Annotated in this window: 23 protein-coding genes; 8 read left to right on the top strand and 15 right to left on the bottom strand. The window is 68.7% G+C overall.

All coding sequences use genetic code 11. The features are described from left to right. Positions 1 to 150 precede the first annotated feature (150 nt). On the bottom strand, positions 151 to 966 hold the full coding sequence (locus tag JK358_RS26880) for an ArsR/SmtB family transcription factor (protein WP_232851918.1): 816 nt from the start codon (positions 964 to 966) through the stop codon (positions 151 to 153). Positions 967 to 1030: 64 nt separating this feature from the next. Between JK358_RS26880 and JK358_RS26875 the strand changes: the two genes are divergently transcribed. The 4 genes from JK358_RS26875 to JK358_RS26860 all read left to right on the top strand — a co-directional run bounded on the left by JK358_RS26875 (position 1031) and on the right by JK358_RS26860 (position 4805). Next, positions 1031 to 1738: a cytochrome P450 family protein gene (locus JK358_RS26875; protein WP_201952373.1), complete on the top strand. Its 708-nt coding sequence runs from the start codon at positions 1031 to 1033 to the stop codon at positions 1736 to 1738. A gap of 99 nt (positions 1739 to 1837) precedes the next feature. After that, positions 1838 to 3445 (top strand): LCP family protein, encoded by a 1608-nt coding sequence (locus JK358_RS26870; RefSeq protein ID WP_201952370.1) that lies wholly within the window; start codon positions 1838 to 1840, stop codon positions 3443 to 3445. A 19-nt stretch (positions 3446 to 3464) separates the two neighbouring features. After that, complete coding sequence (locus JK358_RS26865; RefSeq protein WP_201952367.1) at positions 3465 to 4238, top strand: isocitrate lyase/PEP mutase family protein; 774 nt, start codon at positions 3465 to 3467, stop codon at positions 4236 to 4238. A gap of 78 nt (positions 4239 to 4316) precedes the next feature. Beyond that, a complete protein-coding gene (locus JK358_RS26860; protein WP_201952365.1) occupies positions 4317 to 4805 on the top strand; it encodes a nitroreductase/quinone reductase family protein in 489 nt (162 codons plus the stop codon). A 4-nt stretch (positions 4806 to 4809) separates the two neighbouring features. Here JK358_RS26860 and JK358_RS26855 read toward each other — a convergent pair whose 3' ends face one another. The 5 genes from JK358_RS26855 to JK358_RS26835 form a co-directional block, all read right to left on the bottom strand. Next, positions 4810 to 5529 carry a helix-turn-helix domain-containing protein gene (locus JK358_RS26855; protein ID WP_201952362.1) on the bottom strand — a complete coding sequence of 240 codons (720 nt, stop codon included), beginning with the start codon at positions 5527 to 5529 and terminating at the stop codon, positions 4810 to 4812. A gap of 415 nt (positions 5530 to 5944) precedes the next feature. After that, a complete protein-coding gene (locus JK358_RS26850) occupies positions 5945 to 7477 on the bottom strand; it encodes a GntP family permease (protein WP_201952359.1) in 1533 nt (510 codons plus the stop codon). Between the two features lie 7 nt (positions 7478 to 7484). Next, positions 7485 to 8093 (bottom strand): bifunctional 4-hydroxy-2-oxoglutarate aldolase/2-dehydro-3-deoxy-phosphogluconate aldolase, encoded by a 609-nt coding sequence (locus JK358_RS26845; protein ID WP_201952703.1) that lies wholly within the window; start codon positions 8091 to 8093, stop codon positions 7485 to 7487. 8 nt (positions 8094 to 8101) lie between these two features. Continuing rightward, positions 8102 to 9712 (bottom strand): N-acyl-D-amino-acid deacylase family protein, encoded by a 1611-nt coding sequence (locus JK358_RS26840; RefSeq protein WP_201952356.1) that lies wholly within the window; start codon positions 9710 to 9712, stop codon positions 8102 to 8104. A 13-nt stretch (positions 9713 to 9725) separates the two neighbouring features. Continuing rightward, positions 9726 to 11087, bottom strand: coding sequence for a type III PLP-dependent enzyme domain-containing protein (locus JK358_RS26835; RefSeq protein WP_201952353.1), 1362 nt, complete (start codon positions 11085 to 11087; stop codon positions 9726 to 9728). Between the two features lie 100 nt (positions 11088 to 11187). Between JK358_RS26835 and JK358_RS26830 the strand changes: the two genes are divergently transcribed. The 3 genes from JK358_RS26830 to JK358_RS26820 are packed head-to-tail and all read left to right on the top strand — an operon-like array spanning position 11188 to position 13392. Further along, positions 11188 to 12222, top strand: coding sequence for a sugar kinase (locus JK358_RS26830; protein ID WP_307817757.1), 1035 nt, complete (start codon positions 11188 to 11190; stop codon positions 12220 to 12222). Beyond that, a complete protein-coding gene (locus JK358_RS26825; RefSeq protein ID WP_201952347.1) occupies positions 12219 to 12992 on the top strand; it encodes an IclR family transcriptional regulator in 774 nt (257 codons plus the stop codon). The genes JK358_RS26830 and JK358_RS26825 overlap by 4 nt, the downstream gene beginning before the upstream one ends. Beyond that, positions 12985 to 13392 (top strand): RidA family protein, encoded by a 408-nt coding sequence (locus JK358_RS26820; RefSeq protein WP_201952344.1) that lies wholly within the window; start codon positions 12985 to 12987, stop codon positions 13390 to 13392. The genes JK358_RS26825 and JK358_RS26820 overlap by 8 nt, the downstream gene beginning before the upstream one ends. Here JK358_RS26820 and JK358_RS26815 read toward each other — a convergent pair whose 3' ends face one another. The 8 genes from JK358_RS26815 to JK358_RS26780 form a co-directional block, all read right to left on the bottom strand. Next, the gene (locus tag JK358_RS26815) at positions 13393 to 13752 is read right to left on the bottom strand and encodes a DUF6188 family protein (protein ID WP_201952341.1); all 360 of its coding nucleotides are present in this window, start codon (positions 13750 to 13752) and stop codon (positions 13393 to 13395) included. Between the two features lie 134 nt (positions 13753 to 13886). Then, entirely contained in the window at positions 13887 to 14924 is a 1038-nt protein-coding gene (locus tag JK358_RS26810) for a hypothetical protein (protein WP_201952339.1), read from the bottom strand. A 43-nt stretch (positions 14925 to 14967) separates the two neighbouring features. Beyond that, positions 14968 to 15471, bottom strand: coding sequence for a PspA/IM30 family protein (locus JK358_RS26805; RefSeq protein WP_201952336.1), 504 nt, complete (start codon positions 15469 to 15471; stop codon positions 14968 to 14970). A 126-nt stretch (positions 15472 to 15597) separates the two neighbouring features. Beyond that, positions 15598 to 16362: an alpha/beta hydrolase gene (locus tag JK358_RS26800; protein WP_201952333.1), complete on the bottom strand. Its 765-nt coding sequence runs from the start codon at positions 16360 to 16362 to the stop codon at positions 15598 to 15600. 420 nt (positions 16363 to 16782) lie between these two features. Next, positions 16783 to 19284 (bottom strand): phenylalanine--tRNA ligase subunit beta, encoded by a 2502-nt coding sequence (gene pheT, locus JK358_RS26795; protein WP_201952330.1) that lies wholly within the window; start codon positions 19282 to 19284, stop codon positions 16783 to 16785. 35 nt (positions 19285 to 19319) lie between these two features. Beyond that, the gene (pheS, locus tag JK358_RS26790) at positions 19320 to 20381 is read right to left on the bottom strand and encodes a phenylalanine--tRNA ligase subunit alpha (RefSeq protein ID WP_201952327.1); all 1062 of its coding nucleotides are present in this window, start codon (positions 20379 to 20381) and stop codon (positions 19320 to 19322) included. A 91-nt stretch (positions 20382 to 20472) separates the two neighbouring features. Further along, entirely contained in the window at positions 20473 to 21354 is an 882-nt protein-coding gene (locus JK358_RS26785; protein WP_232851917.1) for a potassium channel family protein, read from the bottom strand. Between the two features lie 149 nt (positions 21355 to 21503). After that, positions 21504 to 22148: a nitroreductase family protein gene (locus JK358_RS26780; protein WP_232851916.1), complete on the bottom strand. Its 645-nt coding sequence runs from the start codon at positions 22146 to 22148 to the stop codon at positions 21504 to 21506. Positions 22149 to 22217: 69 nt separating this feature from the next. Here JK358_RS26780 and JK358_RS26775 point away from each other — a divergent pair, with 69 nt between their 5' ends. Beyond that, positions 22218 to 22601, top strand: a complete 384-nt coding sequence (locus JK358_RS26775; protein WP_201952324.1) for a winged helix-turn-helix transcriptional regulator — start codon at positions 22218 to 22220, stop codon at positions 22599 to 22601. Here the strand turns inward: JK358_RS26775 and JK358_RS26770 are convergent. Beyond that, entirely contained in the window at positions 22558 to 23061 is a 504-nt protein-coding gene (locus JK358_RS26770) for a DoxX family protein (RefSeq protein WP_201952321.1), read from the bottom strand. The two genes, JK358_RS26775 and JK358_RS26770, sit on opposite strands and share 44 nt — an antisense overlap. Positions 23062 to 23121 lie beyond the last annotated feature (60 nt).

The following is a 23121-nucleotide window of genomic DNA, read 5'->3' as shown; positions in this document are numbered from 1 at the left end:
AATCCCATGCAGAGCTGCCCCACCTCTCTGTCCCGCCTCTCCGAGACTTCAGCGCACGGCTGGGAGCCGTTGCCGGTCCTACACGCGTGGTGCGGTCGGGGGAGGAACCGATTTTGGGCGTACCCGGTGAGTTACCCGGATCTTGCGAAATCAGTTGTCACGTTCTCGGGGAAGAGTGGGGGTTGGGGTGGATTGGTCCCAGGTTTGGGGATCTATGCCGAGTAGGGTCGCCCAGGCTGTGCGGCCTGCGGGGGTTACGCGTATCGCGCGGCCGGTGCCTGTGGGGTGTATCCACTCGAGGTCGCGGGCTCGGCGGTAGAGGTGGGCTCCGGCGGCGCCGCCGAGGTGGGGGCGGCGTTCGGTCCAGTCGATGCAGGGGCGGACCAGGGGGCGGCGATTGCGGGCGGGGCGGGAGAGGTCCATGCCGAGGTCGCCGGCGAACCAGCGGGAGCCCTGGTCGGTGAGGGCTAGGCCGTTGGGTTCGTCGAGGAGGCCGCGGACGATCATGGCTTCGGTGAGGGTGACGCCCAGGCGACCCGCGAGGTGGTCGTAGCAGGTGCGGCCGCTGGCCAGGGCCGCTTCGACCGTGGCGGCGCGCAGCGAAGACGGGCGCGTGGCGGGCGGGCCGATGTGGGCCAGCAGGGTTTCGAGGAGGGCGGCGACCTCTCGATTCGCCAGGCGGAGGTAGCGGTGCCGGCCTTGGCGGTACTCGGTGAGCAGGCCACCGGCGATCAGGCGGTTCAGGTGTTCGGTCGCGGTGGGCGGCGCGATGCGGGTGGCGCGGGCCAGTTCACCGGCCGTCCAGGCGCGCCCGTCCACCAAGAGCAGGCAGATCTCGGCGCGCGTTCGCTCGGCGAGCAGGGCCGCGAAAGCAGCGAGCTCGGCTCCGCCCGCGGTCGCCGAGGCGGCGCGCACGGGCCTCATGACCGTGCGCCCGGAGGCCGGGGCGGAGGTGCGGGCTGTCATCGGTCCATTGTCGCGCGGTGACAGTTCGGTGCGGGCCGAAGTGTTTCGGGCATACCGTCGGGCCATGGTCGTGGACACTGGTTTCGTCACAGGTTCGGATCGGGTCGTGCAGGTGCTGGGGAGCGCTCCGATACCGCCCGTCGAGCGCCACCCGGCGGGGATCGGAATCGATTGGCTGCGTGCTCATGTCGCGCGATTCTGCGATGGATCGGCGCATGTGCGCCGCCGGGCGCTGGTGGTCGCCGAGCTCGATCGGCTCGATGGCGCGATCTTGCGGGAGCGGGCCGGGGCGCTGGCCGCCGAACCGCTGGCGCATATTCGGGTGCTGGCGGATTGCCTTGGTTTGAGCGATGTTTCGCCGGAGGCGGTGGAAGTCGTGGGGGCGCACTATCTTCCGCCTGCCGCGCCGACGCCCGCGGCGGATCAGGCTGTGGCCGAACTGGTTCGGGCCTGCGGCGGGGTGGCGGATGAGCGGACGGCGGCGCGGATCTGCGTGCTGGTGCAGGCGTGTGCTTCGGTGCGGGCGCTGGTGGGCAATGCCGAACGGTGCGCGGGCGGAGGGAGTCCCGAGCAGGTGCTGGATCGGACGCTGCGTGATGATCCGCCCATTCGGCGGACGCGGCGCATGATCGGCGGGGTGGTCGCGGAGGTCGATCTCGATGGGCTGCCGTTCGGAGCGGGGCCGCATGCCTGTCCCGGGCGCGATCCGGCGCTCGCGCTGGCGACCGGGATGCTCGCGGGGCGGGCGGCTCGGCGGGGAGATCACGAGTGAAATCAGCCACAGTGCACGGCCCCGGGCGGGGGGATACCGGCCGGGTGACCAAAAGAGAATCTGACAGCGGGCCGTTGCTCCGGCACACTCGACAGGGCCATGTACGACGACAAGACCGAAGAGCTCCCGGTGGTCGGCGGTCACGCCCGCAAACCCCGAGCAGCCGATTCTCCCGCCTCGCGCCCTCGCCGGCGCGGCTCGCATCGCAAGCGCGGGGAGACTCGGTGGCTACGTGTTGCCGGGCGCGGGTTCATGACGCTGGCGGCGGTCACGATCATTACGGTCACCGGTGTCGTCTGGTTCGGGGAGAACAGCCTCGAGGGCGGCTTCACGCGGTCGAACGCGGCCACCGACGACGCCGAGCTCGACGGCGATATCAACATGCTGCTGATCGGCCTGGACACCCGCAAGGATCTGAACGGCAACGATCTGCCCAAGGAGATCCTCGATCAGCTGCACGCGGGCGACGGCTCGGAGGGCGGCTACAACGCCAATTCGCTCATCCTGGTGCACATTCCCAAGGACATGAAGAAGATCGTCGCCTTCTCGATCCCGCGCGACGACTGGGTGCAGGTGTCCGGGATTCCCGGCTACACCAATATCAAGATCAAAGAGGCGTACGGCCTGAAGAAGTGGAGCGAGGAGGAGAAGCTCAAGACGCAGGGGGTTACCGACAAGATCGAACTGGAGCGCAAGGGCCGCGAGGCCGGTCGAGCATCCATCGTGCAAACGGTGAAGGCGCTCACCGGCGTTCCCATCAACCGGTTCGCGGAGGTCTCCCTGGCCGGATTCTACGATCTGGCCGACGCGCTCGGCGGCGTCGACGTCTGCCTCAACAACGCGGTAGACGACAGCTATTATTCCGGCGCCGTATTCCCCGCGGGCAGACAGCATCTCGATGCCGCACAGGCCCTCGCCTTCGTCCGCCAGCGGCACGGGCTGCCCAATGGCGACCTGGATCGCACGCACCGGCAGCAGGCGTTCCTCACCTCGGTTGCCAACTCGCTCAAGAGTTCCGGGACCTTCACCAACGTCGGCAAGATGAAGCAGCTGATGGATGTGGCGCACCAGGACATCGTGCTGTCCGACGGCTGGAACCTGACCGACTTCCTCACCACGCTCGGCCGCGCGGACTCCCCGCAGGTCGAGTTCCGCACCCTGCCGGTGCTGCGCTACGACAACATCAACGGCCAGGACGTCAACATCATCGACCCGGCGGCCATCCGCAAGGAGGTGCGGGCGGCGTTCGGTGTCGAAGAGCCGCAAACCCCGACCACCCTGAAGACGACGCCGATCTCCACCCTGGACGTGGTGAACGCGGGCAGCGCGGCAGGCATGGCAGCCAAGGTGTCGAAGGCCTTGGCCGCCAAGGGATTCACCGCCGGGGACGTCAGCAATGCCACCTCCTACGACAATGCCGGATCGGTCATCCGGTACGGCGCGGGCGCCAAGACCGATGCCGACCAGCTGTCGGAGCTGCTGGGCGGCATCCCGGTCGAACAGTCGGCCGACGTCTCGCCCGGCTATGTGAAACTGGTGCTCGGCAGCGACTTCACGCTCCCCGAGGCCCTCGACCCGGCCGCGGCGACCACCGGCAGCACCACGAGCACCACCACCCCGCGCACGACCACCACCACCAGCGACAGCCCCGACGCGGGCAAGCCCGTCACCACCACGATCGGAGGCGGCATTCCCTGCGTGAACTGACCGCCGGAACAGGAGCGCCATGACCCGGTCCGCGATCTTCCACGCTCTGCATCACGCCGACGAACCGCTGATCCTGCCCAACGCCTGGGATTTCGGCTCCGCCGCCTTCCTGGCGCAGGCGGGATTCCCGGCGGTCGCCACCACCAGCCTCGGGGTGGCCGCGGCGGCGGGACGGCCGGACGGCACCGGTTCGACCCGAGCCGAAACGCTCACCCTCGCACGGCAACTCGGCCGCCTCCCGATTCCGGTCACGGTCGATGTCGAGGGCGGGTTCAGCACCGACCCGGACGAGGTCGCCGAATTCTGCGCCGAACTGGCCGAAGCCGGGATCGCGGGCGTGAATCTCGAAGACAGCCGGGACAATACGACGCTCGCGGCGCGGGAGACGCACGGCGCGATCATCACCGCCGTCAAGGCCCGCACCCCGGAGCTGTTCGTCAATGCCCGCACCGACACCTACTGGCTGGGGACCGACCGGGATTCCACCCTCGCCCGCGCCCAGCACTACGAGAAATGCGGCGCGGACGGCATTTTCGTACCGGGCGTGACGGAGGCCGCCGAAATACGGGCCCTCACCGAGGCTCTCACCGCACCGCTGAACATCCTGTTCTCCCCCAACGGACTTCCCGTCGCCGAACTCGCCGCCCTCGGCGTTCGCCGGGTCAGCACCGGGTCGCTGCTCTACCGCGCCGCCCTCGCCGCGGCCGTGCGCACCGTCCGGGCGGTGAGTTCCGGCGGCCCGCTCAGCCCGGATATCCCGCCGTACACTGAGATTCTGAGGCTCATCAACTGACTCATTGGCCATCGAGACGACTCACTTGACAGTCTGTACTGTGAGTCGCGTCCGCACCGCGCACGCACAGGGATGCATATGTCTGCCAACAGTTCCGGAACCGAGCTCAGCCTGAGCGGGCGGTTCAACCACTACTCCAGCACCTATCTGGCCCCGGTCGCCCACTTCTACGCCCGCCTGCACAGTCGCCTCTACACCCGGTTCGGCGGCACCCGTTTCACCACACTGCAGGGCAAACCGGTATTCCGGCTGCTGGTCACCGGCCGCAAGTCCGGCGAACCCCGCCCGGTCATGCTCATGCTCGTCCGCGACGGTGACGACGTGCTGGTCTGCGGGTCCAACGGCGGCCACCCGGGCATCCCCAACTGGTGGCACAACCTGCTCGCCACCGCCGAGCCGCAGGTGCAGATCGGACGCGACACCTGGGCCGTGCAGGTCCGTGTGGTCACCGACGACGCCGAATACGAAAAGCACTGGCGCACGCTGGTCGCGGGCTACCCGGACTTCGCGACCTACCGAGCGCTCAGCACTCGCACCTTCCCGATCGCGGTGCTCAGCCGCGCCTGAGCCCTCAGCGAATCGGCACCAGGGCGTACATCCACCAGGGTCGGCGCGGCACCTCGAACCGGAACATCTGGATGTGCATCGCCACCCATTCGCCGGAATCCGGGTCGCGCACGCGCATCGGGCGGCGGGGAATGTCGGCAGGCGGAATATCCGTGCTCCACAACCGATCCCAGTCGGGGGACGCGCTGCACAGCCGCGAGATCTCCTCGATCCGCTCGGGCGCGACCAGGCCCGGAGCCATATGGCGAAAGCCCCGCACCTGGAGGTGCGCCTCACGCTCCCAGTCGCCGATGGCCACCCGAGCGGCCGGATCGGTCAGCATCCACACCATGATGTTGGTGCCGGGTTCGAGCCCGGGGAACGCCCGCACATACGCCTCGTTGGCGGCGATCACGTCCATCTCCGGCATCGCCTGGTAGCACGCCGGGTGCGCCAATCCGTTCAGGAAGTCCAGCTCGGCGGGTTCCGGTGCGCCCCACTCGGATCCGAGTTTGGTCAGCTCCGACTGCAGGATGGTGGCTGCGTGCTCCCGGAACTGCACAGGCACTTCCAGCGCCTCGAACAGCGCGCCCAGGGCGGTGGACGTAGGGGTGCGCGTACCCTGCTCGATCTTCTGAATCAGCGCCTCGGACACCCCCGCTCGCTTGGCCAGCTCCGCGCGCGTCAGGCCGGTGGCCGTCCTGCGCTCACGTAGATAGCCGGCAATCCCCGAGCGGGCCGTCATACCTGCCTCCTGGAAGGTTCACGCTGTGGTGTCCGATGTGTCCCAGAAACCTACCGCCCCACGCGGGGGTCCGTGTGCCCGGTAGTCCATCCGAGTAATGACAGCAAACTTTTAGACACCCTCCAACTGGGACAAATTGGGACAGAACGCCGCCTTGACGACGCACCCGCTCGACCGCGATGCTTTCGACGCCGACCAATCCGGTCCGGCCACCACGGGTGCCGGGGAGGGGACGGCACGAACCCAGCGCCACCTGTCGCCGATCGGCGACACACCCTGGGGCACGCGCCGAGAGATACCGACGCAACGCGGCGGATTGACACCGGGACCTCGTGGTATTCCGAAACCGCGGCCGCTGGCACACCCCGGTGGGGCAGCCATCGGCCGCGGCCTCGGTCCTATCGTCCCGGAGACCTCACGCCAGCACCGCGAACAGCAGCGCCGCCACCGCGAAACTCACCACCGACAACACGGTTTCCAGCACCGTCCAGGTCTGCAGGGTCTGCTTCACGGTCAGGTTGAAGTACTTGGCAATTATCCAGAAACCACCGTCGTTCACATGGCTCAGGATGATCGATCCCGCCGCGATGGCCATGGCTATGAGCGCCAGCGCCACCTGCGAGTAGCCGTGCTCGGCCACCAGCGGAGCCACGATGCCACCGGTCGTGACGATGGCCACCGTCGCCGAACCCTGCGCGATCCGCAGACCACAGCTGATCAGATACGCCAGCACGATCACCGGCAGCCCGGCCGCGGACATGGTCTCGGCCAGCGCCGCCCCGATTCCGGTGGCGGCGATCACCTTTCCGAAGAACGCGCCCGCGCCGACCACCAGCAGCAGCATGCCCACCGGGCGCAGCGACTCCGAGATCAGGCCGCTCAGCTCCTGCAGACTGGACCCGCGCCGCACACCGAGCACATAGAACGCGATCAGGACCGCGATCAGCAGCGCCACGGCGGGCGTGCCGAGGAAGGTGAGCACCTGCAGCGGCTTCGAATTCGCCTCCAGCAGCTGGCTTCCGAAGGTCGCGCCGAGAATCAGCACCAGCGGAATGGCGATGATGCCGCCGATCAGGCCGACCGACGGCGGCTTCACCTCGGTCACCGTGGCCGACTGGGCCGCGAGGGTGCCCGCGCCCGGATCCGCGGGGGTGCCGGGTCCGTCACCGGGCGTCTTCGCGGTGGACACCGGTGCGGCGGCGGTCACGTCGTCGGCGGGGCCGTCGGTCGCGGAGCCGTTGGCGCGCCCCGCGACCAGGAATTCGGCGGGCACCTCGACGTGCACCCGCTTACCGATCCAGGTGCCCCAGACGAGACCCGCGGCCACGAATCCCGGGAGACCGCAGACGAATCCCATGATGATGAGCCAGCCCAGGCTCACGCCCAGCAGGCCGCCCAGCGACACCGGACCGGGGTGCGGCGGCAGGAAGGCGTGGGTCATGGACAGGCCCGCCAGCATCGGCATGGCGTACAGCACCAGCGAGCGCCCGCCGCGCTTGGCGGCCACGTACACCAGCGGCGCGAGCACGAAGATGCCGATATCGAAGAACACCGGGATGCCGAAGATGAGGCCCAGCAGGCCCATCGCGAACGGAGCGCCCTTCTCCCCGAACACCTTCAGCAGTTTCTCGGTGAGCACATCCGCGCCGCCGGAGCGTTCCAGGATCGCGCCGAGCACGGTGCCGAGACCGATGATCACCGCGATATGCCCGAGGATGCCGCCGAAGCCGGTCTCCAGCAATGATTCTCCGGCCTTCAACGGCGTGCCGACGATCTTCACCACCGGCAGGCCCGCCGCCAGCGCGAGGCCCAGACCGGTGAGCAGCAGCGCGATGAACGGCTCGATCTTGTAGCGGATGATGGCCAGCAGCAGGACCGCGACGGAGAGCCCGCACAGCACCAGCAGTCCGGGGGTGGTGGTGCGCAGCCAGTCGATGGTGGCGCCCATGGTTACCTCACTTCAGGGATCGAACGAAAGACGCCGCGCGGGAGGCGATCTCGGACCACCGGCCCGCCGCGACATCGGAGGGTGCGACGACATCGGTGCCGGCGGTGACGGCCACCGCGCCGTGCGCGAGGAATTCGGCGGCATTGGCGGCGTTCACGCCGCCGGAGGGAATCAGCTCCACGTCCGGGAAGGGACCGTGCAGATCCTTCAGATAGCCGGGGCCCAGCGCCTTGGCCGGGAAGATCTTGACCGCGTCCGCGCCGAGATCGACGGCGCGCATCACCTCCGAGGGCGTGAACGCGCCCATCACGACCGGAATGTCGTTGCGGGCGGCCACATCCGCGACCTCTTCCCGAATGCCGGGGGTGACCAGGAAGCGCGCGCCCGCGTCGATGGCGGCCGCGGCCTGCTCGGCGGTGAGCACGGTGCCCGCGCCCACCACGGCCGCCTCGACGGCCGCCGCCTTGCGCAGGCAGTCGAGCACGCCGGGGGTGGTGAAGGTCAGCTCCAGAGCCCGGATTCCGTTCTCGGCCAGCGTTTCCGCGAGCGCCACCGGATCCGGGATCTCGGGCGCGCGAACCACGGTCAGCACGCGGTCGGCGCGGATGACATCCATGGCGGTACTCAACGTGTCTGCCTTTCACTGGAATTCATGCGCAGCGAGCGCCCGGCGCGGACGCCGGTGGGCTTGCCGCCGTCGATGGCCATCCGGCCGTTGACGATCACGTACGGGATGCCGCGACACTGCTGTTTGGGGTCGTCGAAAGTGGCTGTGTCGATGACGGTTTCGGGATCGAACAGCACCAGATCGGCGGCGTGTCCGGCACGGATCAGGCCGCGATCACGCAACCGCAGGCGCTGGGCCGGGCGTGCGGTCAGGTGGTTGACGCACTCCTCGAGACCAAGCAGACCCAGCTCGCGCACATAGTGGCCGAGGTAGCGCGGGAACGTGCCCCACGCCCGCGGGTGCGGGCGGGCCGGGGCGAGCAGGGCATCACTGCCGCCCATATGCCCCGGATCGCGCATGATCGCGCGCACGTTCTCCTCATGCCCGACATGCTGAAGGATGCTGGTGGCCAGCTCATCCCGGGCCAGCAGGTCGAAGAACACCTCGGTGGGCGGACGCCCCTGATCGGCGGCGATCTCGTCCACCGTGCGGCCCACATACTCCGACAGTTCGGGATTGCCGACGCCGCTGATCTGGATGGTCTCCCATTCGACCGTGACGCCGTGGCAGCCGTCGGAGCCGTGCACGTTCACATCGGCCACGATGCGCTCGCGCAGCTCCGGATCGGCCAGCCGCGCCAGCGCGGCATCCGGGCCACCGGACATGGCCCAGCTCGGCAGCAGCGCGGACAGCGTGGTCGCGCCCGGCAGATACGGGTAGGTGTCCAGGGTGATGTCACAGCCCTCGGCGCGCGCCTCGGCGATGAGATCGAGCAATTCCGGTGCGCGCCCGCGGTTCACGCCGAAGTTCATGGTGGCGTGCGTGAGATGCAGGGCGCAGCCGGTGCTGCGGGCCAGGCCCATCATCTCGGCATAGGACTCCAGCGCGCCCGCACCGTAGGAGCGGGTGTGCGGGGCGTAGAAGCCGCCCGCCTCGGCGACCACCTCGCACAGGGCGGCCAGTTCGGCTGTGTCCGCGTACATTCCGGGGGTGTAGGTGAGGCCGCTCGACATGCCCACCGCGCCCTCGGCCAGCCCCTGCGCCAGCAGCTCCCGCATGGCGCGGATCTCTTCCGGTGTGGCGGGCCGTTTCTCGGTGCCCACCACGAGCATGCGCAGGGTGCCCTGCGGGACCAGATAGGCGGCATTCGGGGTGATGCCCGCGTCGAGCCGGTCGAGATACTCACCGACCGTGCGCCAGTCGACCTCGAACCCGGCGGGATTGCCGTTCCACCCGGCGATCTGCCGCCGCACCACCGCCAGCGCGGCGTCGTCGATCGGTGCGTAGGACAAACCGTCCTGCCCGATCACCTCGGTGGTGATGCCCTGGCTCACCTTCGGGAAATGCCCCGGTTCGGTGAGCAGATGCAGATCGGAGTGGGCGTGCATGTCGATGAAGCCCGGCGCGAGCGCCAGATTCGGTTCCGCGATGATCCGGTCGGCGCCGCCGAGCGTCCCCGGCGCACCGATCTCGGCGATCCGGCCGCCGTCGACCAGGACATCGCCTCGATAGCGCAGGTCCCCGCTGCCGTCGATGATGTCGATATCACGAATAAGCAAGTCGGCCATGTGTTTCCGCCGATCAGAAGAAGGTGTGCACGAGATCGACGACCCGCGGCGACTCGGCGTCCGCGCTGTCGATCACCGGGATCAGCCGCCACTTGTCGAACGCCGTGCACGGATGCGACAACCCCAGCCGCACCACACTGCCCACGGGCACCTCGGCTTCCGCGCCGCCGGGCAGTCGCAGGAAGGTGTGCTGGTCGTTGAGGGCCGACACCGTCGCGGCCGAATTCAGTTCTGCCGCTGCCGGTCCCGCAATACGCTGCGGGACCGGCAGCCCCTCATCGAAAGGCAGATCGCGTTTGCCCGCATCCAGCAGGGCGAGTTCGGGTTCGGGACGCGACACCGTCCGCGCCCACCCGTGCATGGCCGACCGCAGCGGCCGGTCGGTGTGCCCGTCCGCCAGCGGCGAGATGCCGGAGTAGAAGCCGTCATCGTGAATGAGGTACGCGCCCGACCGCAGCACCACCGCGGTCGGAACGCCCTGCGCGCCTTCCTCATCGGCCAGCCCGGCCAGGTGCTCCACCACCAGATCGGGGTAGGCGCTACCGCCGGCCGTCACGACAGCGGGACTTCCGTCGCGGTCCGCGTAGCGCCCCGCCGCGGCGAGTTCACGGTGCAGCCGCGCGACCTCCTCGAGGTAGTCGCGCACGGCCGCGAGACCTTCCGGTGAGCGGTCGTGTGCGAGCGCGCCTTCGTAGCCGCCGACTCCGGCCAGGATCAGCCGGGGCGAGTGATGGACGGCTTCGGCCACCTCGAGTGCCGCGGCCAGCCCGCGCGCACCGGTACGACCGTGCGGGCCACCGAGTTCCACGATCACCGGCACGCGCACGCCCGCCGGGGCGGCGGCCAGATGCCGTTCCATCTCGCGCACGGTGGCCACGCCGTCGACCCAGCTGAGGAACTCGAAATCCGGGTCCTTCGCGAGTTCTCCTGCGAGCCACCGCAATCCGACGGGGTCGACCAGGGTGTTGGCGAGGACCACGCGGCCGACGCCGAAGGAGCGGGCCACCTGCACCTGCCAGATGGTGGCCAGAGTGATGGCCCAGGAGCCGGTTTCCAGCTGGCGGGCCCACAGCTGCGGGGCCATGGTGGTCTTGCCGTGCGGGGCCAGGCGGACGCCCGCGGCGGCGGCCCAGTCGGCCATGACGGCGAGATTGGACTCCATGGCCGTCCGGTCGATGGTGAGGATCGGGGTTTCCAGATCCGCCAGGGCCGGTGCCGAGTCCAGGAATTCGCGGACCGTGCGACCCCAGGCCGTCGGCGGCAGCGATTTGTGTTCCGGGCCGAGAATTCGCTCGTCCAGCGCTGCGACGACGTCTTTGTCGATGGCCACGGCGCTCCTTCCAGTCGATTGCGCTTCCGCAGAATTCAATAGCATCTCTGCATTGCATATTCTGCAACACTCGTTGCGTATTCTGTTTCTGGTGGTTATTGTGCACACTGACCACGACAGCCGCAAGGAATCGAAGGAGATTCGTGTGACCCGCCCTACGCCGGCCCGCCCTCGCGCGGTCACCGTCGGCGAAGGACTCGCCGTCCTCATCGCCCGTCCCGGACCGCTCGAGGACTCCCCCGTCTTCGAGCGCGGCGCGGGCGGCGCGGAGGCGAATGTCGCCGCCGTCCTCGCGCAACTGGGGGTGCCCACCGCGTGGGTCTCCCGCGTCGGCGACGACGGGTTCGGCCGGTACCTGCGCCGTCAGCTCGACGAGCGCGGGGTGAACACCGCCGCCGTGACCGTGGATTCGGAGCGGCCCACCGCCGTGTACGTGAAGGAGCGCGGCAGCGGCTCCCGGCTGCCGCACGATCTGGCCGCCGGAGCGAGCCGAATGCTGTACTACCGCAGCGGATCCGCCGCCAGCGCCCTGTCCCCCGGCGATCTCGACGCCGCCGGATATCTGCTGGACGGCTGCGAACTCATCCACACCACCGGCATCACCACGGCCCTCTCCCCCACGGCCACCGCGCTGACCGAGGCGCTGGGCTGGCTGCCGCGACGCGGACGGCTCCTCAGCTTCGACCTGAACTACCGTCCCGCCCTGTGGAATCGGCGCACCGACTCCCCCGCCGACGTGCTGGCCCGGCATCTGCGCACCTGCGATGTGGCCTTCGTCGGCGCGGACGAGGCCGAAATCGTCTTCGGCACCGGAGATCCCGCACGGCTACGCAAGCTCTTCCCGCAGCCGCGGCACCTGATCGTCAAGAACGACAAGCACTCCGTCACCGGATTCCTCGGCGACGACCATCTCGAGGTGCCCGCGCTCACCCTGGAGATCACCGAGAGAATCGGCGCGGGAGACGCTTTCGCGGGCGGCTACCTGGCCGCACTGCTGCAGGGCCGCCCGCACGAACAGCTGCTGCGCTTCGGACACCTCTGCGCGGCCGCCGCCCTCACCGGCACCGGCGATTTCGCGGCCCTGCCGCCCCTGCCGGCCCTCGCCGCGTACGCCGCGCTACCCGAGAACGAATGGGGTGCACTGCACTACGGGCGCATAGCCGAGAATGTGGCCTCATGAGCCAGAGCCTGCAACGCGCGCTGACCATCCTCACCGCCCTCGGCGAGGAATCGAAAACCTTGGACCAGTTGGCAACCCAGCTGTCGGTGCACAAGTCGACCGTGCTGCGACTGCTGCAGACCATGGAGGCGCAGCGCTTCGTCACCCATGACGCCGAGCATCGCTACCGGCTCGGCTCCCGGCTGTTCGAACTGGCCAACCATTCGCTGGAGAGCCGGGACGTGCGCACGGTGGCGCGGCCACATCTGGTGGCGCTCAACGCCTCCACCGGGCAGACCATTCACCTGGCCACCTACGAGTCGGGCGAGGCCGTCTACATCGACAAGCTCGACGCCACCCAGAGCGTGCGCATGTACTCGCGCATCGGGCGACCCGCGCCGCTGCACTGCACGGCCGTCGGCAAGGTGCTGGTGTCCGCGCAGCCGCGCGCCCGGTGGCGCGCCATCGCCGAAGCACTGGACTACCGGCCCTTCACCGACCGCACCATCCGCGATGCCGACCAGTATCTGAAGGAGCTGGAACTCGTTGCGGCGCAGGGCTTCGCCGAGGACCACGAGGAGCACGAGAGCTTCGTGAACTGCGTCGGCGTCCCGATTCACGACGGCACCGGCGCGGTGGTGGCCGCGCTGTCCATGTCGGTGCCGGACATGCTGCTGGACCACGACCAGGTGCTGGGCAAACTGCCCGAGGTCCGGGCCACCGCCGATGCCATATCCGCCGAGCTCGGCTGGAGCCCGAGCATCCGTCAACGAAAGGCCGACCATGAGTGAGAAGATCGCCGTCCGCACCACCGCCGCCCCCGCGCCCGCGCACACGTTCTCGCAGGGCGTGCGCAAGGGACCGTTCGTGCAGGTGTCCGGGCAGGGGCCGGTGGACCCGGTCACCAACGACTACCTGTACCCGGGTGATGTTGCCGCGCAGACGATTCGGACGCTGGAGAATGTGAAGGCGATCGTGGAGGCGAGCGGGGCGAGCTTCGACGATGTGGTGATGCTGCGCGTCTACCTCACCAAGCGGGAGGACTTCCCGATCATGAACGACGCCTACGGCGCATTCGTCACCGAGCACACCACCGGTGACGTCCTGCCCAGCCGCACAACCGTTTTCACCGGACTGCCGCGCGCGGAGATGCTCGTCGAGATCGACGGCATCGCCATCGTCGCGGACTGATCACTCCGACCAGCGGGCCAATTCGCCACCCGGCATGCACACCACCAGGAAGCGGCCGGGCGCGGTGACGGTCCAGGCTTCGAAGAAGCGATCCGGCTCCACCACGATCCGATGCCCGGAATCCAGATCGATGCGCAACTGCCCCTCGGAAGTGGCCGCGGCATAGGTGATCTCACCGTCGAGCGCCTCGAGCAGCTCCTCGGTGTGCGGTTCCCCCGGAATCCGGTGCAGGGTGGGCGCATCCGGACTGTGCACGGCCAGTTCGCCTTCCAGGTGCAGTTCGTAGTCCCCGGCCTCGACGATCAGCAGCGGATCGGCGGACCGGACCCGGAGGCGCTGACCGATGAGGGGCAGTTCCACGGTGGTCCTCCCTTCGGCGCCGCCTGATACCACTGTGCCCCACAGGCGCACTGCCTGCGCGGCGAGTCGCGGGACCACGGATAGGACACGGGCCGGGCACCAGATCGGCGCCCGGCCCGGATTCGCCATGGGACTCAGTTGCCGGCGAGGACCGCGAGCACCGGCTCGGAGAGGAAGAACGGTTCCAGCCGCTCCCGAATCAGCTTGGCCAGCACGCCGTTTCGCTTGGCGGCCTCCACCACGGCCGGGCCGTAGCGCAGGATCTCGTTCGCGATGGTCTCATTGGACAGGCCCAGTTCGGGCAGCATGGCCGCCAGCGTGTGGTCGCCGTACTTGTCGAAGAACACCTCGACGCATTCGGCCACGAGCTCGCTGAAGTACTCCTTCTCGCGGGTGGTGACGGCGATCTGGTAGATGATCAGCGCCAGCTCGTGCAGATCCTTCTGGGACAGGTATTCCCTCAGGCCGCTCACCGGTTCACCGGCGTGCAGATCCCAGAACTCCATGGCGGCGTCGTGCACGGGCGCGTTGCGCAGCATGTCGCGAATGGCGTTGTTGGTGCGCTTGAGCGCGAAAGCCGCACCCTTGCCTGCCATTTCGCCGAGGAAGCTGCCTTCGCCGGCGGCCTTCTCGGCGGCCTTGCGGGCCTGCTTGGCGGCCGAGGTGCCCAGCGACACCAGCGAGCCGACGCCCGGGATCTTGCCCGCGAGCTGCTTGTTGGTCTCCATGAAGTCGTTGATCAGATGATCGACGAACTTGGAGGCGACGGTGGCCACCAGCGGGCTGTCGGTGAGGCGCTCGAGGATGCGCTCCTGCGCCTGGTGCATGCCGAAGATCTTCTCCAGCAGCTGTTCGACCGGCTCGCGTTCGACGACGTCACCGAGGGTGTACTCATTGTTCTCGGCGATATTGTCGTAGATCGAGTCGGCGAAGGTGCCGACCAGTTCGCGCAGCACCGGGCTGCCGCCGATGTGGTCGATGACATTCGCGACGGTCTGCTTGGCCTGCTCGACCTCGACCACGTCACGGAAGATGATGGTGTCCGCGATACCGATCACCGCGTCGGTGTCGCGGGCGATCACCTCGGCGAAGCGCTCGCCGGTCACCTCGGCGACGATGTAGTCCACTTGCAGGTCGAGCAGCCGTTCGGCGATCTCGCGCGGTTCGGTCACAGGTTTCCGCCCATTCGATAAAACGGACCGCCGGGACCAGCCGTCAATCGTTGCCGTGCACCGATTTCCGTATCTGTTCCAGACGCTCCCGCGCGGCTTTGGCCCGCGCATCCCACTGTTCGTCGGCGCTACGGCCGGTGGGTGTCTGCCGATCTAGTTCGCCCATCCCCTGCGCCGTGCCGTAGCGCTGCTCGACCTTATCGCGAACTGACTCGAAAGTAGGGACGCCGGATGTCGTATACCCGCCACCATCCGCCCCGGACGGCACACCTGTCCCAGCCACCGGTAACCCAGACACTCCCGGCACGGCCCCGACCTGCCCATATGTGCCCGGCGTCACCGCGGGCACCACCTCCGCATCGATCGGAGTGTCACTACTCACAATCACCGCCGCGGGCGCATGACCCACCGTGGCCGCCACCGACGCGGCCACCGCGTGCAGCGCCGCCAGCCCGGCCCGGCCGTCGGTCGCGGCCTCCACCACCGCCGCCAGCTCGGCATCGGACAGTTTCGCCAATTCCCCCGCCAACCCCGTGGAATCGCTCATGACGGCCCCTCGCTTCGCTCGGCGCCGTCATGCGCGATGCGCGCTGTGCCTTCTATTCGCTCGCTACGCTCGCTCATGCAGCCAGGCTACGCACCCACCCCTGAGAACGCCGTTAACCCGGACAATTCACCCATCCAGCGTGCGCCGCACCCACTCGGCCACCCCCTCCGCCCACCCCGGCATCCCGATCAGATCGTTGTGCCCACCCCCGGGATAGATGACGAGTTCCTTCGGCTCCGGCGCGGCCTCGAACAGCGCCCGCCCCATCCGCACCGGCAGCAGCTCGTCACTGTCCCCGTGCATGATCAGCACCGGGCACCGCAACTCCGGGATCCGCCGCAGACTCGGATAGGCCCCCGGCACGAAAACCTTTGGCAGAAACGGATATACAGCTCTCGCCGCATCCTTCAACCCGGTGAAAGTCGACATGAGCACCAGCGCCGCAGGCGGATACACGGTAGCCAACTCCAACATCACTCCCCCACCGAGCGACTTCCCCAGGTACACAACACGTTCCGCCTCCACCCCCTCCTGCGCCAACAGCGCCGCCCGAGCCGCCCGAGCATCCAGATAGGTCCCCCGCTCACTGGGCCGCCCGGTACTGCGCCCATACCCTCGATAGTCGAAGATCAGCACATCGAACCCCACCGCCGCCAGCATGGCCAGCACCGGCGACCGATCCCCGATATTCCCCGCGTTCCCATGCGCGAACAACAAGTGCCCCACCGGATTCCCCACCGCCCGCACAAACCACGCGTTGACGGTCTCCCCATCCCCGGTGGGCAGCCGAAGATCCTCGTACTCCACCCCGAACATCGCGGGCGTGGACACGATCCGCCGCTCGGGCAGATACGTCAGCACATTCAAGATCGGCGTGGCTGGATGCTGCATATCCCCTTCCTACCCGACCACAAGGTCTCGAAAAACAAGGCACGCCAAAGCAACCCGCAGATCCATAGCGGACAAGTATCGTGACTGCAGCTTCTTCTCACAGGGGGGTGGCGGCGCAGGGACCTGGTCCACGCCGCCCCGGAGAGGAGGTGAGGCGGGATATGGGGAAACATTCCTTGAAACAGGAAACCCCGGTTGACTGGGCTTCGTTCGTTGCGGGCGCTGCCACAGCCGCCGGGGTCCTGTACCTGGTCCGGTTGATTTGCCGGGCTAGGTAACCCGCAACGGGGAGGGCGTCGTAAGCGGCGGCGCTCTTCCCTTCTCAACCCATCACCGAAGTGATGTCCTCGATCGTACGTGAAAGCGGCCCGCCGCGGCACCGTTCCCGGTGTGTCGCGCGACGAGCCGCAATCAGCGAAACTACCCGCGCAGAACCGCTCCGACAGCGGTGGCCGCAGTGGCTACCGCGGCATCGCGGGCGGCGCTGGCCTCGTCCTCGGTGAGGGTGCGGTCGGTGGCGCGGAAGCGGAGGGCGTAGGTGAGGGATTTGCGGCCCTCGCCGGCCTGGGCTCCCTCGTAGACGTCGAACAGGGAGATGCTCTCCAGGAGTTCGCCCGCACCCTTGCGCAGGGCCGATTCGACCGAGGCGGCGGGGGTGGACTTCTCGACGCTGACCGACACGTCCTGGAGGACCGCCGGGAAGGCGGAAACCACCGGGGCGGGGCGGATTTCGCGCAGCGGGAGGGCATCCAGGTCGAGTTCCACGGCACAGGTGCGCGGGGGGAGGCCGGAGCGCTCGAGGACAGCCGGGTGGAGTTCGCCCGCGTAACCGACCACGACGCCGTCGACGAGGAGTTCGGCGCAGCGGCCCGGATGCCACGGGAGGTGGGCGGCGGAGCGGCGCTCGATGGTGACGCCGGCGGCGTCGGCGATGGCGTCGACGAGAGCGAAGGCGTCACCGGCCTCGACGGCGCGGCCCTGACCCCAGGGCCCGCGCGGCTCGCGGCGGCCGGTGAGGACGGCCGAGACCCGCACGGGCTGATCCGGGAGGGACTTCAGCAGCACGTCGATCTCGGCCTCGGTGGGGCGGCCATCCACGGGCAGCGGAGCCACGGCCACCGTCTCCGAGGTGGGCAGCACGACCTGGCCGATGCAGTAGATCGCGATATCCCGTTCGCCGCGGGAGATGTTGCGGGCGGCGATCTCCAGCAGGCCGGGCAGCAGGGTGGAGGCCAGGTCCGGGCGCTCGGCGTCCAGCGGGTTGAGCACCTTCAGCGTGCTGCGGCGGACGTCGTCGGCGGGCAGGCCCCAGGTGTCGAAGACCGTGGCGGACATGAAGACCGGGGACGGGACCTCGACCGCGCCGGAGAAGGCCAGCGCTTTGCTGACGGCGCGGCGGCGGCGCTGCTCGGCGCTGAGGCCGCGACCGGCGGGGGCGGTGGGCAGCACCGACGGGATCTTGTCGAGGCCCTCCAGGCGCAGCACCTCCTCCACCAGATCGGCGGGCTGGGTGAGGTCGGGCCGCCAGCTGGGCGGGGTGACGACCAGCTGGGCGTGCCCGGCGTCGCTGACGCCGACATCGACGGAGCAGCCGACCTGCTGCAGGCGACGGCTGGAGGTGCCGGGGGCGTACTGCACGCCCGCGGTGCGATCCGGCAGGTCGATGTTCATATTGATCGGCGCGGCGGCCGGAACCGGCACACGCACGTCGGTCAGCACGGATTCGACTGTGCCACCGGCGATTTCGGCCAGCAGGGTGGCGGCACGGTCGAGCGCGGCGATATTCACCTCGGGGTCCACGACGCGTTCGAAGCGGCGGCTCGCCTCGGAGCCGAGCTTGTGGCGGCGGGTGGTGCGCGCGATGGCGACCGGATTCCAGGTCGCGGCCTCGAGCAGGATGTCGGTGGAGTTCGCGCCGACCTCGGTGCTCGCGCCGCCCATGATGCCCGCGAGCGAGATGACGCCCGAATCATCGGCGATGACAACGTCTTCGGCGTCGAGCACGCGCTCGGCGTCGTCGAGGGTGCGCAGGGTCTCGCCCTTGTTGGCGCGGCGAACCACGAAGCCGCCGTGCACCTTCGAGGCGTCGAAGGCGTGCAGCGGCTGGCCGAGCTCGAGCATCACGTAGTTGGTGACGTCGACGGCCGGGGAGATGGGCCGCACGCCCGAGAGCAGCAGGCGGCGCTGCAGCCACCACGGGCTGACGGCCTTCGGGTCGATGCCGGTGACGCGGCGCACCGCGAACCGGGTGCACAGCGACTCGGGCTCGAGCTTCACCGGCCACGCCTGCGCCTCGGAGTCGGGCAGCAGCCGCACGGCCGGATCGCTGTACTCCAGGTCGAAGCCGCAGGCCAGTTCCCGCGCCAGGCCGCGCGCCGAGAAGGCGTAGCCGCGGTCGGGGGTGATGGCCAGCTCGATGACCGTATCGTCCAGGCCCAGCAGCTCATTGGCGTCCGCGCCGGGCTCGGCGGTGCCGGGCTCGAGCACCAGGATGCCGCTGTGATCCTTGCCGATGCCGAGTTCGGCGACCGAGCAGATCATGCCATTGCTGGTGTGCCCGTAGGTCTTCCGCGAGCTGATCTGGAATCCACCGGGCAGCACGCCACCCGGCAGCACCACGACGACCAGATCGCCGACGGCGAAATTCCGTGCGCCGCAGACGATCTCCTGCAGCTCCGGATTGCCGACATCGACCTTGCAGAACCGGATCGGCTTCTTGAACTCGGTCAGCTCGGTGATCTCGGCGACGCGGCCGACCACCAGCGGCTTCTCGATATCGCCCTCGATCCGGTGCAGCGGATCGACCTCTTCGACCTCCAGCCCGACCCGGACGAAACCGGCGTCGAGCTCCTCCGCGGTGACCGACCACTCGGGGGTGGTGCGCCGCAGGATTTCCGTCAGCCAGGATTGCGCTACTCGCACTTGACGTTTCGCTTCCTCTGATTAAGGGGATCGGGTCAGGACTGGATGCCGAACGGCAGCGTGAAGCGCACATCGCCCTCGACGATGTCGCGCATATCGGGCAGGCCGTTGCGGAACTGCAGGGTCCGCTCCAGACCCATGCCGAACGCGAAACCGCTGTACGCCTCGGGATCGATCCCGGAGGCGATGAGCACCTTCGGGTTCACCATGCCGCAGCCGCCCCACTCGACCCAGCCCGGACCGCCCTTCTTGTCCTCGAACCACACGTCCACCTCGGCGGACGGCTCGGTGAAGGGGAAGTACGACGGCCGCATGCGGGTGGTGGTGTTCGGGCCGAACAGCGCCCGCGCGAAGGCGTCCAGCGTGCCCTTCAGATGCGCCATGGTCAGGCCCTTGTCGATGGCCAGACCCTCGACCTGCGAGAACACCGGGGTGTGCGTGGCATCGAGCTCGTCGGTGCGGAAGGTCCGCCCCGGGCACACCACATAGATCGGCAGCTCACGCGACAGCATGGACCGCACCTGCACCGGCGAGGTGTGCGTGCGCAGCACCTGCCGCGAACCCTCCGGCGCGATATGGAAGGTGTCCTGCATGGTGCGCGCCGGATGATCCGGCAGGAAGTTCAGCGCGTCGAAATTGAAATGCTCGGTCTCGACCTCGGGACCTTCGGCGACCTCCCAGCCCATGGCCACGAACACATCGGCGACCCGCTCCGACAGCACGGCGATGGGATGCCGCGCACCCAGCGCACCCCGGCGCGCCGGAACCGTCACATCGATGGCCTCGGCCACCAGCACCGCGGCGTCACGCTCGGCCAGCAGCTCCTGCTGCCGGGCCTCGAATGCCGAAGACACCCGGCCGCGCGCCACGTTCACGCGCTTACCGGCCTCGGCCTTCGCATCCTTGGGCAGGGTGCCCAGCGACCGCTGTGCCAGCGAGATGGGCGACTTACCACCCATATACTCGGTCTTCGCGGCCGCGAGCTCGTCCAAAGTCGACGCGGCGGCAAAGGCCTTCTCGGCCGCTTCCGCGGCAGCGGCGAGCGATTCCTCACTCAGAGCCGCATCCTGCTCGGCACGGTCGATGTCATCGGCCACGATGGTCGTCTCTCCCTGCTGGTACGAGTCCGGGCTGATTGCCCGCCCACATTCTTCCTGGTCGAATGGTAGGCGATGCACACACCCCGGCTCACATGGGTTTCCGACCGTCCCCGTCGTCCCGACCGGCCGCGGGGCGCTCGGCGCCCAGCGCGCTGACCTCCGCGCGCAGCGAGCGGATCTCCTCGACCAGCACCGCGATCTCCCGATCGGTGCGCTCCGCGGAGACCTCGACCGTCTTCAGCTTGTCCATCACCCAGCTGGTGGTGGTGCCGATGGCGAAGGAGATGAGGCCGATGCCGAAGGTCATGAGCACCAGCGCCACCAGCCTGCCCTCGACCGTCACCGGATACCGGTCCCCGTACCCGACCGTGGTCACCGACACCACCGACCACCAGGCGGCATCACCGAAATTCTGGATATTGCTCTCCGGCGCATCCCGTTCCGCGTCGTACATGGCCAGACTGCACAGCAGGATCAGCAGCACCGAGCTCACCCCGACCATGACCGACATCCGCGCCCGCGCCCGGAACCGGGTGTGCCGATCGATCGCCTCGATCACCAGCAGCGCGGCCCGCAGCAACCGCAGCGGCCGCAACGGCGGCAGCAGCACGATCACCAGATCCACCAGATTGCCCCGGAAGAACCGGCGGCGATCCGCGGCAATCCACAACCGGCCCAGATAATCCGCGGCGAAGATCACCCACACCGCGATGTCCACCCGCGTGAGCCACGTCTCCAACGCCGGATGCCGCCCCCCATCGAGCACATGCCACGCGTACGCGCCCAGGAACACCACCGCCAGCACGGCCAGCGGAATCGTGGAGGCCCGCTCCCACGCGGCGAGCCGGAGATCCTCGCCCCGCGGCGACCCGGATTCGACCGCCTCCGACATCCGCGGGGATCCGGCGGCAACAGCGTCCGGAGTAGCTTCGGCCGCGACCGCCGCCTGCGGGTGTTCAGTAAAAGACATCGTGCTCACCTGGGTCGATTCCGGCTGACCTGGGTCACTGCGGAGCATGTGCGGGTCTCGGACGTCGCACGATACCCGCACCCACCGCCGCGACTACCCCTTCAATCGGAATCGGACCGACCAGCCGCTACATCCGGGCCGGGCTCGGATCAGGCCGCGGCGTACCGATCGCGGTGGACGGTCCGGGCCGGCGGCCGCCGCCCGGGGTGGATGCGCTGCTCGGCGGCGTATCCGACGGACATGAGCAGGGCGATGGCCAGATCCTCGCGGTCCTCGATGCCGATGACCTTCTTCACCTTCGCCTCGTCCCAGCCGTTCATGGGTGAGGTGGCCAGGCCGAGTTCGGTGGCGGCGAGCATGGTGAAGGAGGCGGCGATCATGGCGTTCTTGACGGCGTACTCGCGGAGTAGACCGCGCTCGTCGAGGCTCTGCTGGAATTCGGCGGAAGCCGCCGCGAAGTGCGTGGCGAACGCCTCTGTCCAGGCTCCGGTATCGCGGCCCTGGGCGATGATGTCGCTGCGGTCGGTGCGCCAGCTCTGCGGTTCGGCGACGAAGACCAGCATAACGGGGGCCTCCTGCGGCTGCGGCTGGCCGCCGGTGGCCCAGGTAAGTCCTTCGCGCACTGCGGGATCGGTGACCGCGACGATCGAGCGGTCCTGCAGGTTCCAGCTGGAAGGGGCCTGGACGGCGAGGGCGAGCAGGGTGTCGAGCAGGTCGGCGGGGACCGGGTCGGGGCGGTAGTGGCGGACGGTGCGGCGGGTGTTGATCGCTTCGGCGACGGACATCGTGGTCATGCCACTAACTATTGGAGAGTGACTCTCGATTGGGAAGAAGGCACCTGAAAGTGCGTTAGGCTCGAAAAGGTGCGAACCATTGTCGAATCGTCCGGTCTGCCCGCGGATGTGTTCTCCCCCAAATGCCCTACCCGCCAGGTGCTCGACCACATCGCGAGCAAGTGGACGATGCTGGTGATCGACGCGCTGCTCGAGCACGGCACCATGCGCTACACCGATCTCAGCCGCCGGATCGGCGGGGTGTCGCAGAAGATGCTCACGCAGACCCTGCGCGGGCTGGAGTCCGATGGATTCGTCACGCGCACAGTGCATCCCACGATTCCGCCGCGCGTGGAGTACACGCTGACGGATCTCGGCCACAGCCTGGCCGGACTGATCCGGGCGCTGCGGCTGTGGACCGAGGAGAACATCAACGAGATCGAGCGGGCGCGGGCTGCCGTGGGCGGAGCGTGACGCGCGCGGCCCACAGGGCCACCGCGATATAGACGATCTGCTCCGGGATCCGGAACCACAGGGGTGTGGCCGGGTCGCCGTCCAGGCCGATATCGTTCACGGCCGCATGGATATTCGCGGGGAGCATGAGGACGAACAGCACGGCCAGGCCGATGCCCGCGAGGGTGCGGGTCGCGGTGATCACCAGCCCGAGTGCGCCCAGTAGTTCCAGGACGCCGGTGGCGTAGACCATGAAGTCGGGGAACGGGACGAAGGTCGGGACCATGGCGGTCAGGTCGTCGTGGGAGGGCATGACGGTGACGGTGTCGGGGACGAAGTGGGCGGTGCCGGTCATGAGGAGCAGGAAGGCCAGCCCGTGCGCCGCCGAGACGCGCCAGGTGCCGAAGCGGGCGACGCCGAGGGCGCCGAGCACACGGAGGGCCAGGGTGGGGATGATCAGGAGCAGCAGGGTCTCGAACATGATGGGGCTCCGGGTATTTCGGCTGTGGTTCGATCGTGGTTCGGTCGTGGAAATGGATTC

Source organism: Nocardia acididurans (genome assembly GCF_016741815.1).
Classification (GTDB): domain Bacteria; phylum Actinomycetota; class Actinomycetes; order Mycobacteriales; family Mycobacteriaceae; genus Nocardia; species Nocardia acididurans.
Note: the sequence above shows the minus strand (reverse complement) of the source record. Positions and strands in the feature narration are given on the sequence as shown.

Bases quoted from the DNA above. Each gene is read 5' to 3' on its own strand.
- JK358_RS26800 (WP_201952333.1), bottom strand. From the start codon at position 16,362: ATGCAGCATCCAGCCACGCCGATCTTGAATGTGCTGACGTATCTGCCC.
- JK358_RS26840 (WP_201952356.1), bottom strand. From the start codon at position 9,712: ATGGCCGACTTGCTTATTCGTGATATCGACATCATCGACGGCAGCGGG.
- JK358_RS26825 (WP_201952347.1), top strand. From the start codon at position 12,219: ATGAGCCAGAGCCTGCAACGCGCGCTGACCATCCTCACCGCCCTCGGC.
- JK358_RS26845 (WP_201952703.1), bottom strand. From the start codon at position 8,093: ATGGATGTCATCCGCGCCGACCGCGTGCTGACCGTGGTTCGCGCGCCC.
- JK358_RS26865 (WP_201952367.1), top strand. From the start codon at position 3,465: ATGACCCGGTCCGCGATCTTCCACGCTCTGCATCACGCCGACGAACCG.
- JK358_RS26785 (WP_232851917.1), bottom strand. From the start codon at position 21,354: ATGTCTTTTACTGAACACCCGCAGGCGGCGGTCGCGGCCGAAGCTACT.
- JK358_RS26860 (WP_201952365.1), top strand. From the start codon at position 4,317: ATGTCTGCCAACAGTTCCGGAACCGAGCTCAGCCTGAGCGGGCGGTTC.
- JK358_RS26820 (WP_201952344.1), top strand. From the start codon at position 12,985: ATGAGTGAGAAGATCGCCGTCCGCACCACCGCCGCCCCCGCGCCCGCG.
- JK358_RS26875 (WP_201952373.1), top strand. From the start codon at position 1,031: ATGGTCGTGGACACTGGTTTCGTCACAGGTTCGGATCGGGTCGTGCAG.
- JK358_RS26835 (WP_201952353.1), bottom strand. From the start codon at position 11,087: ATGCTATTGAATTCTGCGGAAGCGCAATCGACTGGAAGGAGCGCCGTG.
- JK358_RS26805 (WP_201952336.1), bottom strand. From the start codon at position 15,471: ATGAGCGATTCCACGGGGTTGGCGGGGGAATTGGCGAAACTGTCCGAT.
- JK358_RS26770 (WP_201952321.1), bottom strand. From the start codon at position 23,061: ATGTTCGAGACCCTGCTGCTCCTGATCATCCCCACCCTGGCCCTCCGT.
- JK358_RS26850 (WP_201952359.1), bottom strand. From the start codon at position 7,477: ATGGGCGCCACCATCGACTGGCTGCGCACCACCACCCCCGGACTGCTG.
- JK358_RS26880 (WP_232851918.1), bottom strand. From the start codon at position 966: ATGACAGCCCGCACCTCCGCCCCGGCCTCCGGGCGCACGGTCATGAGG.
- JK358_RS26870 (WP_201952370.1), top strand. From the start codon at position 1,838: ATGTACGACGACAAGACCGAAGAGCTCCCGGTGGTCGGCGGTCACGCC.
- JK358_RS26855 (WP_201952362.1), bottom strand. From the start codon at position 5,529: ATGACGGCCCGCTCGGGGATTGCCGGCTATCTACGTGAGCGCAGGACG.
- JK358_RS26780 (WP_232851916.1), bottom strand. From the start codon at position 22,148: ATGACCACGATGTCCGTCGCCGAAGCGATCAACACCCGCCGCACCGTC.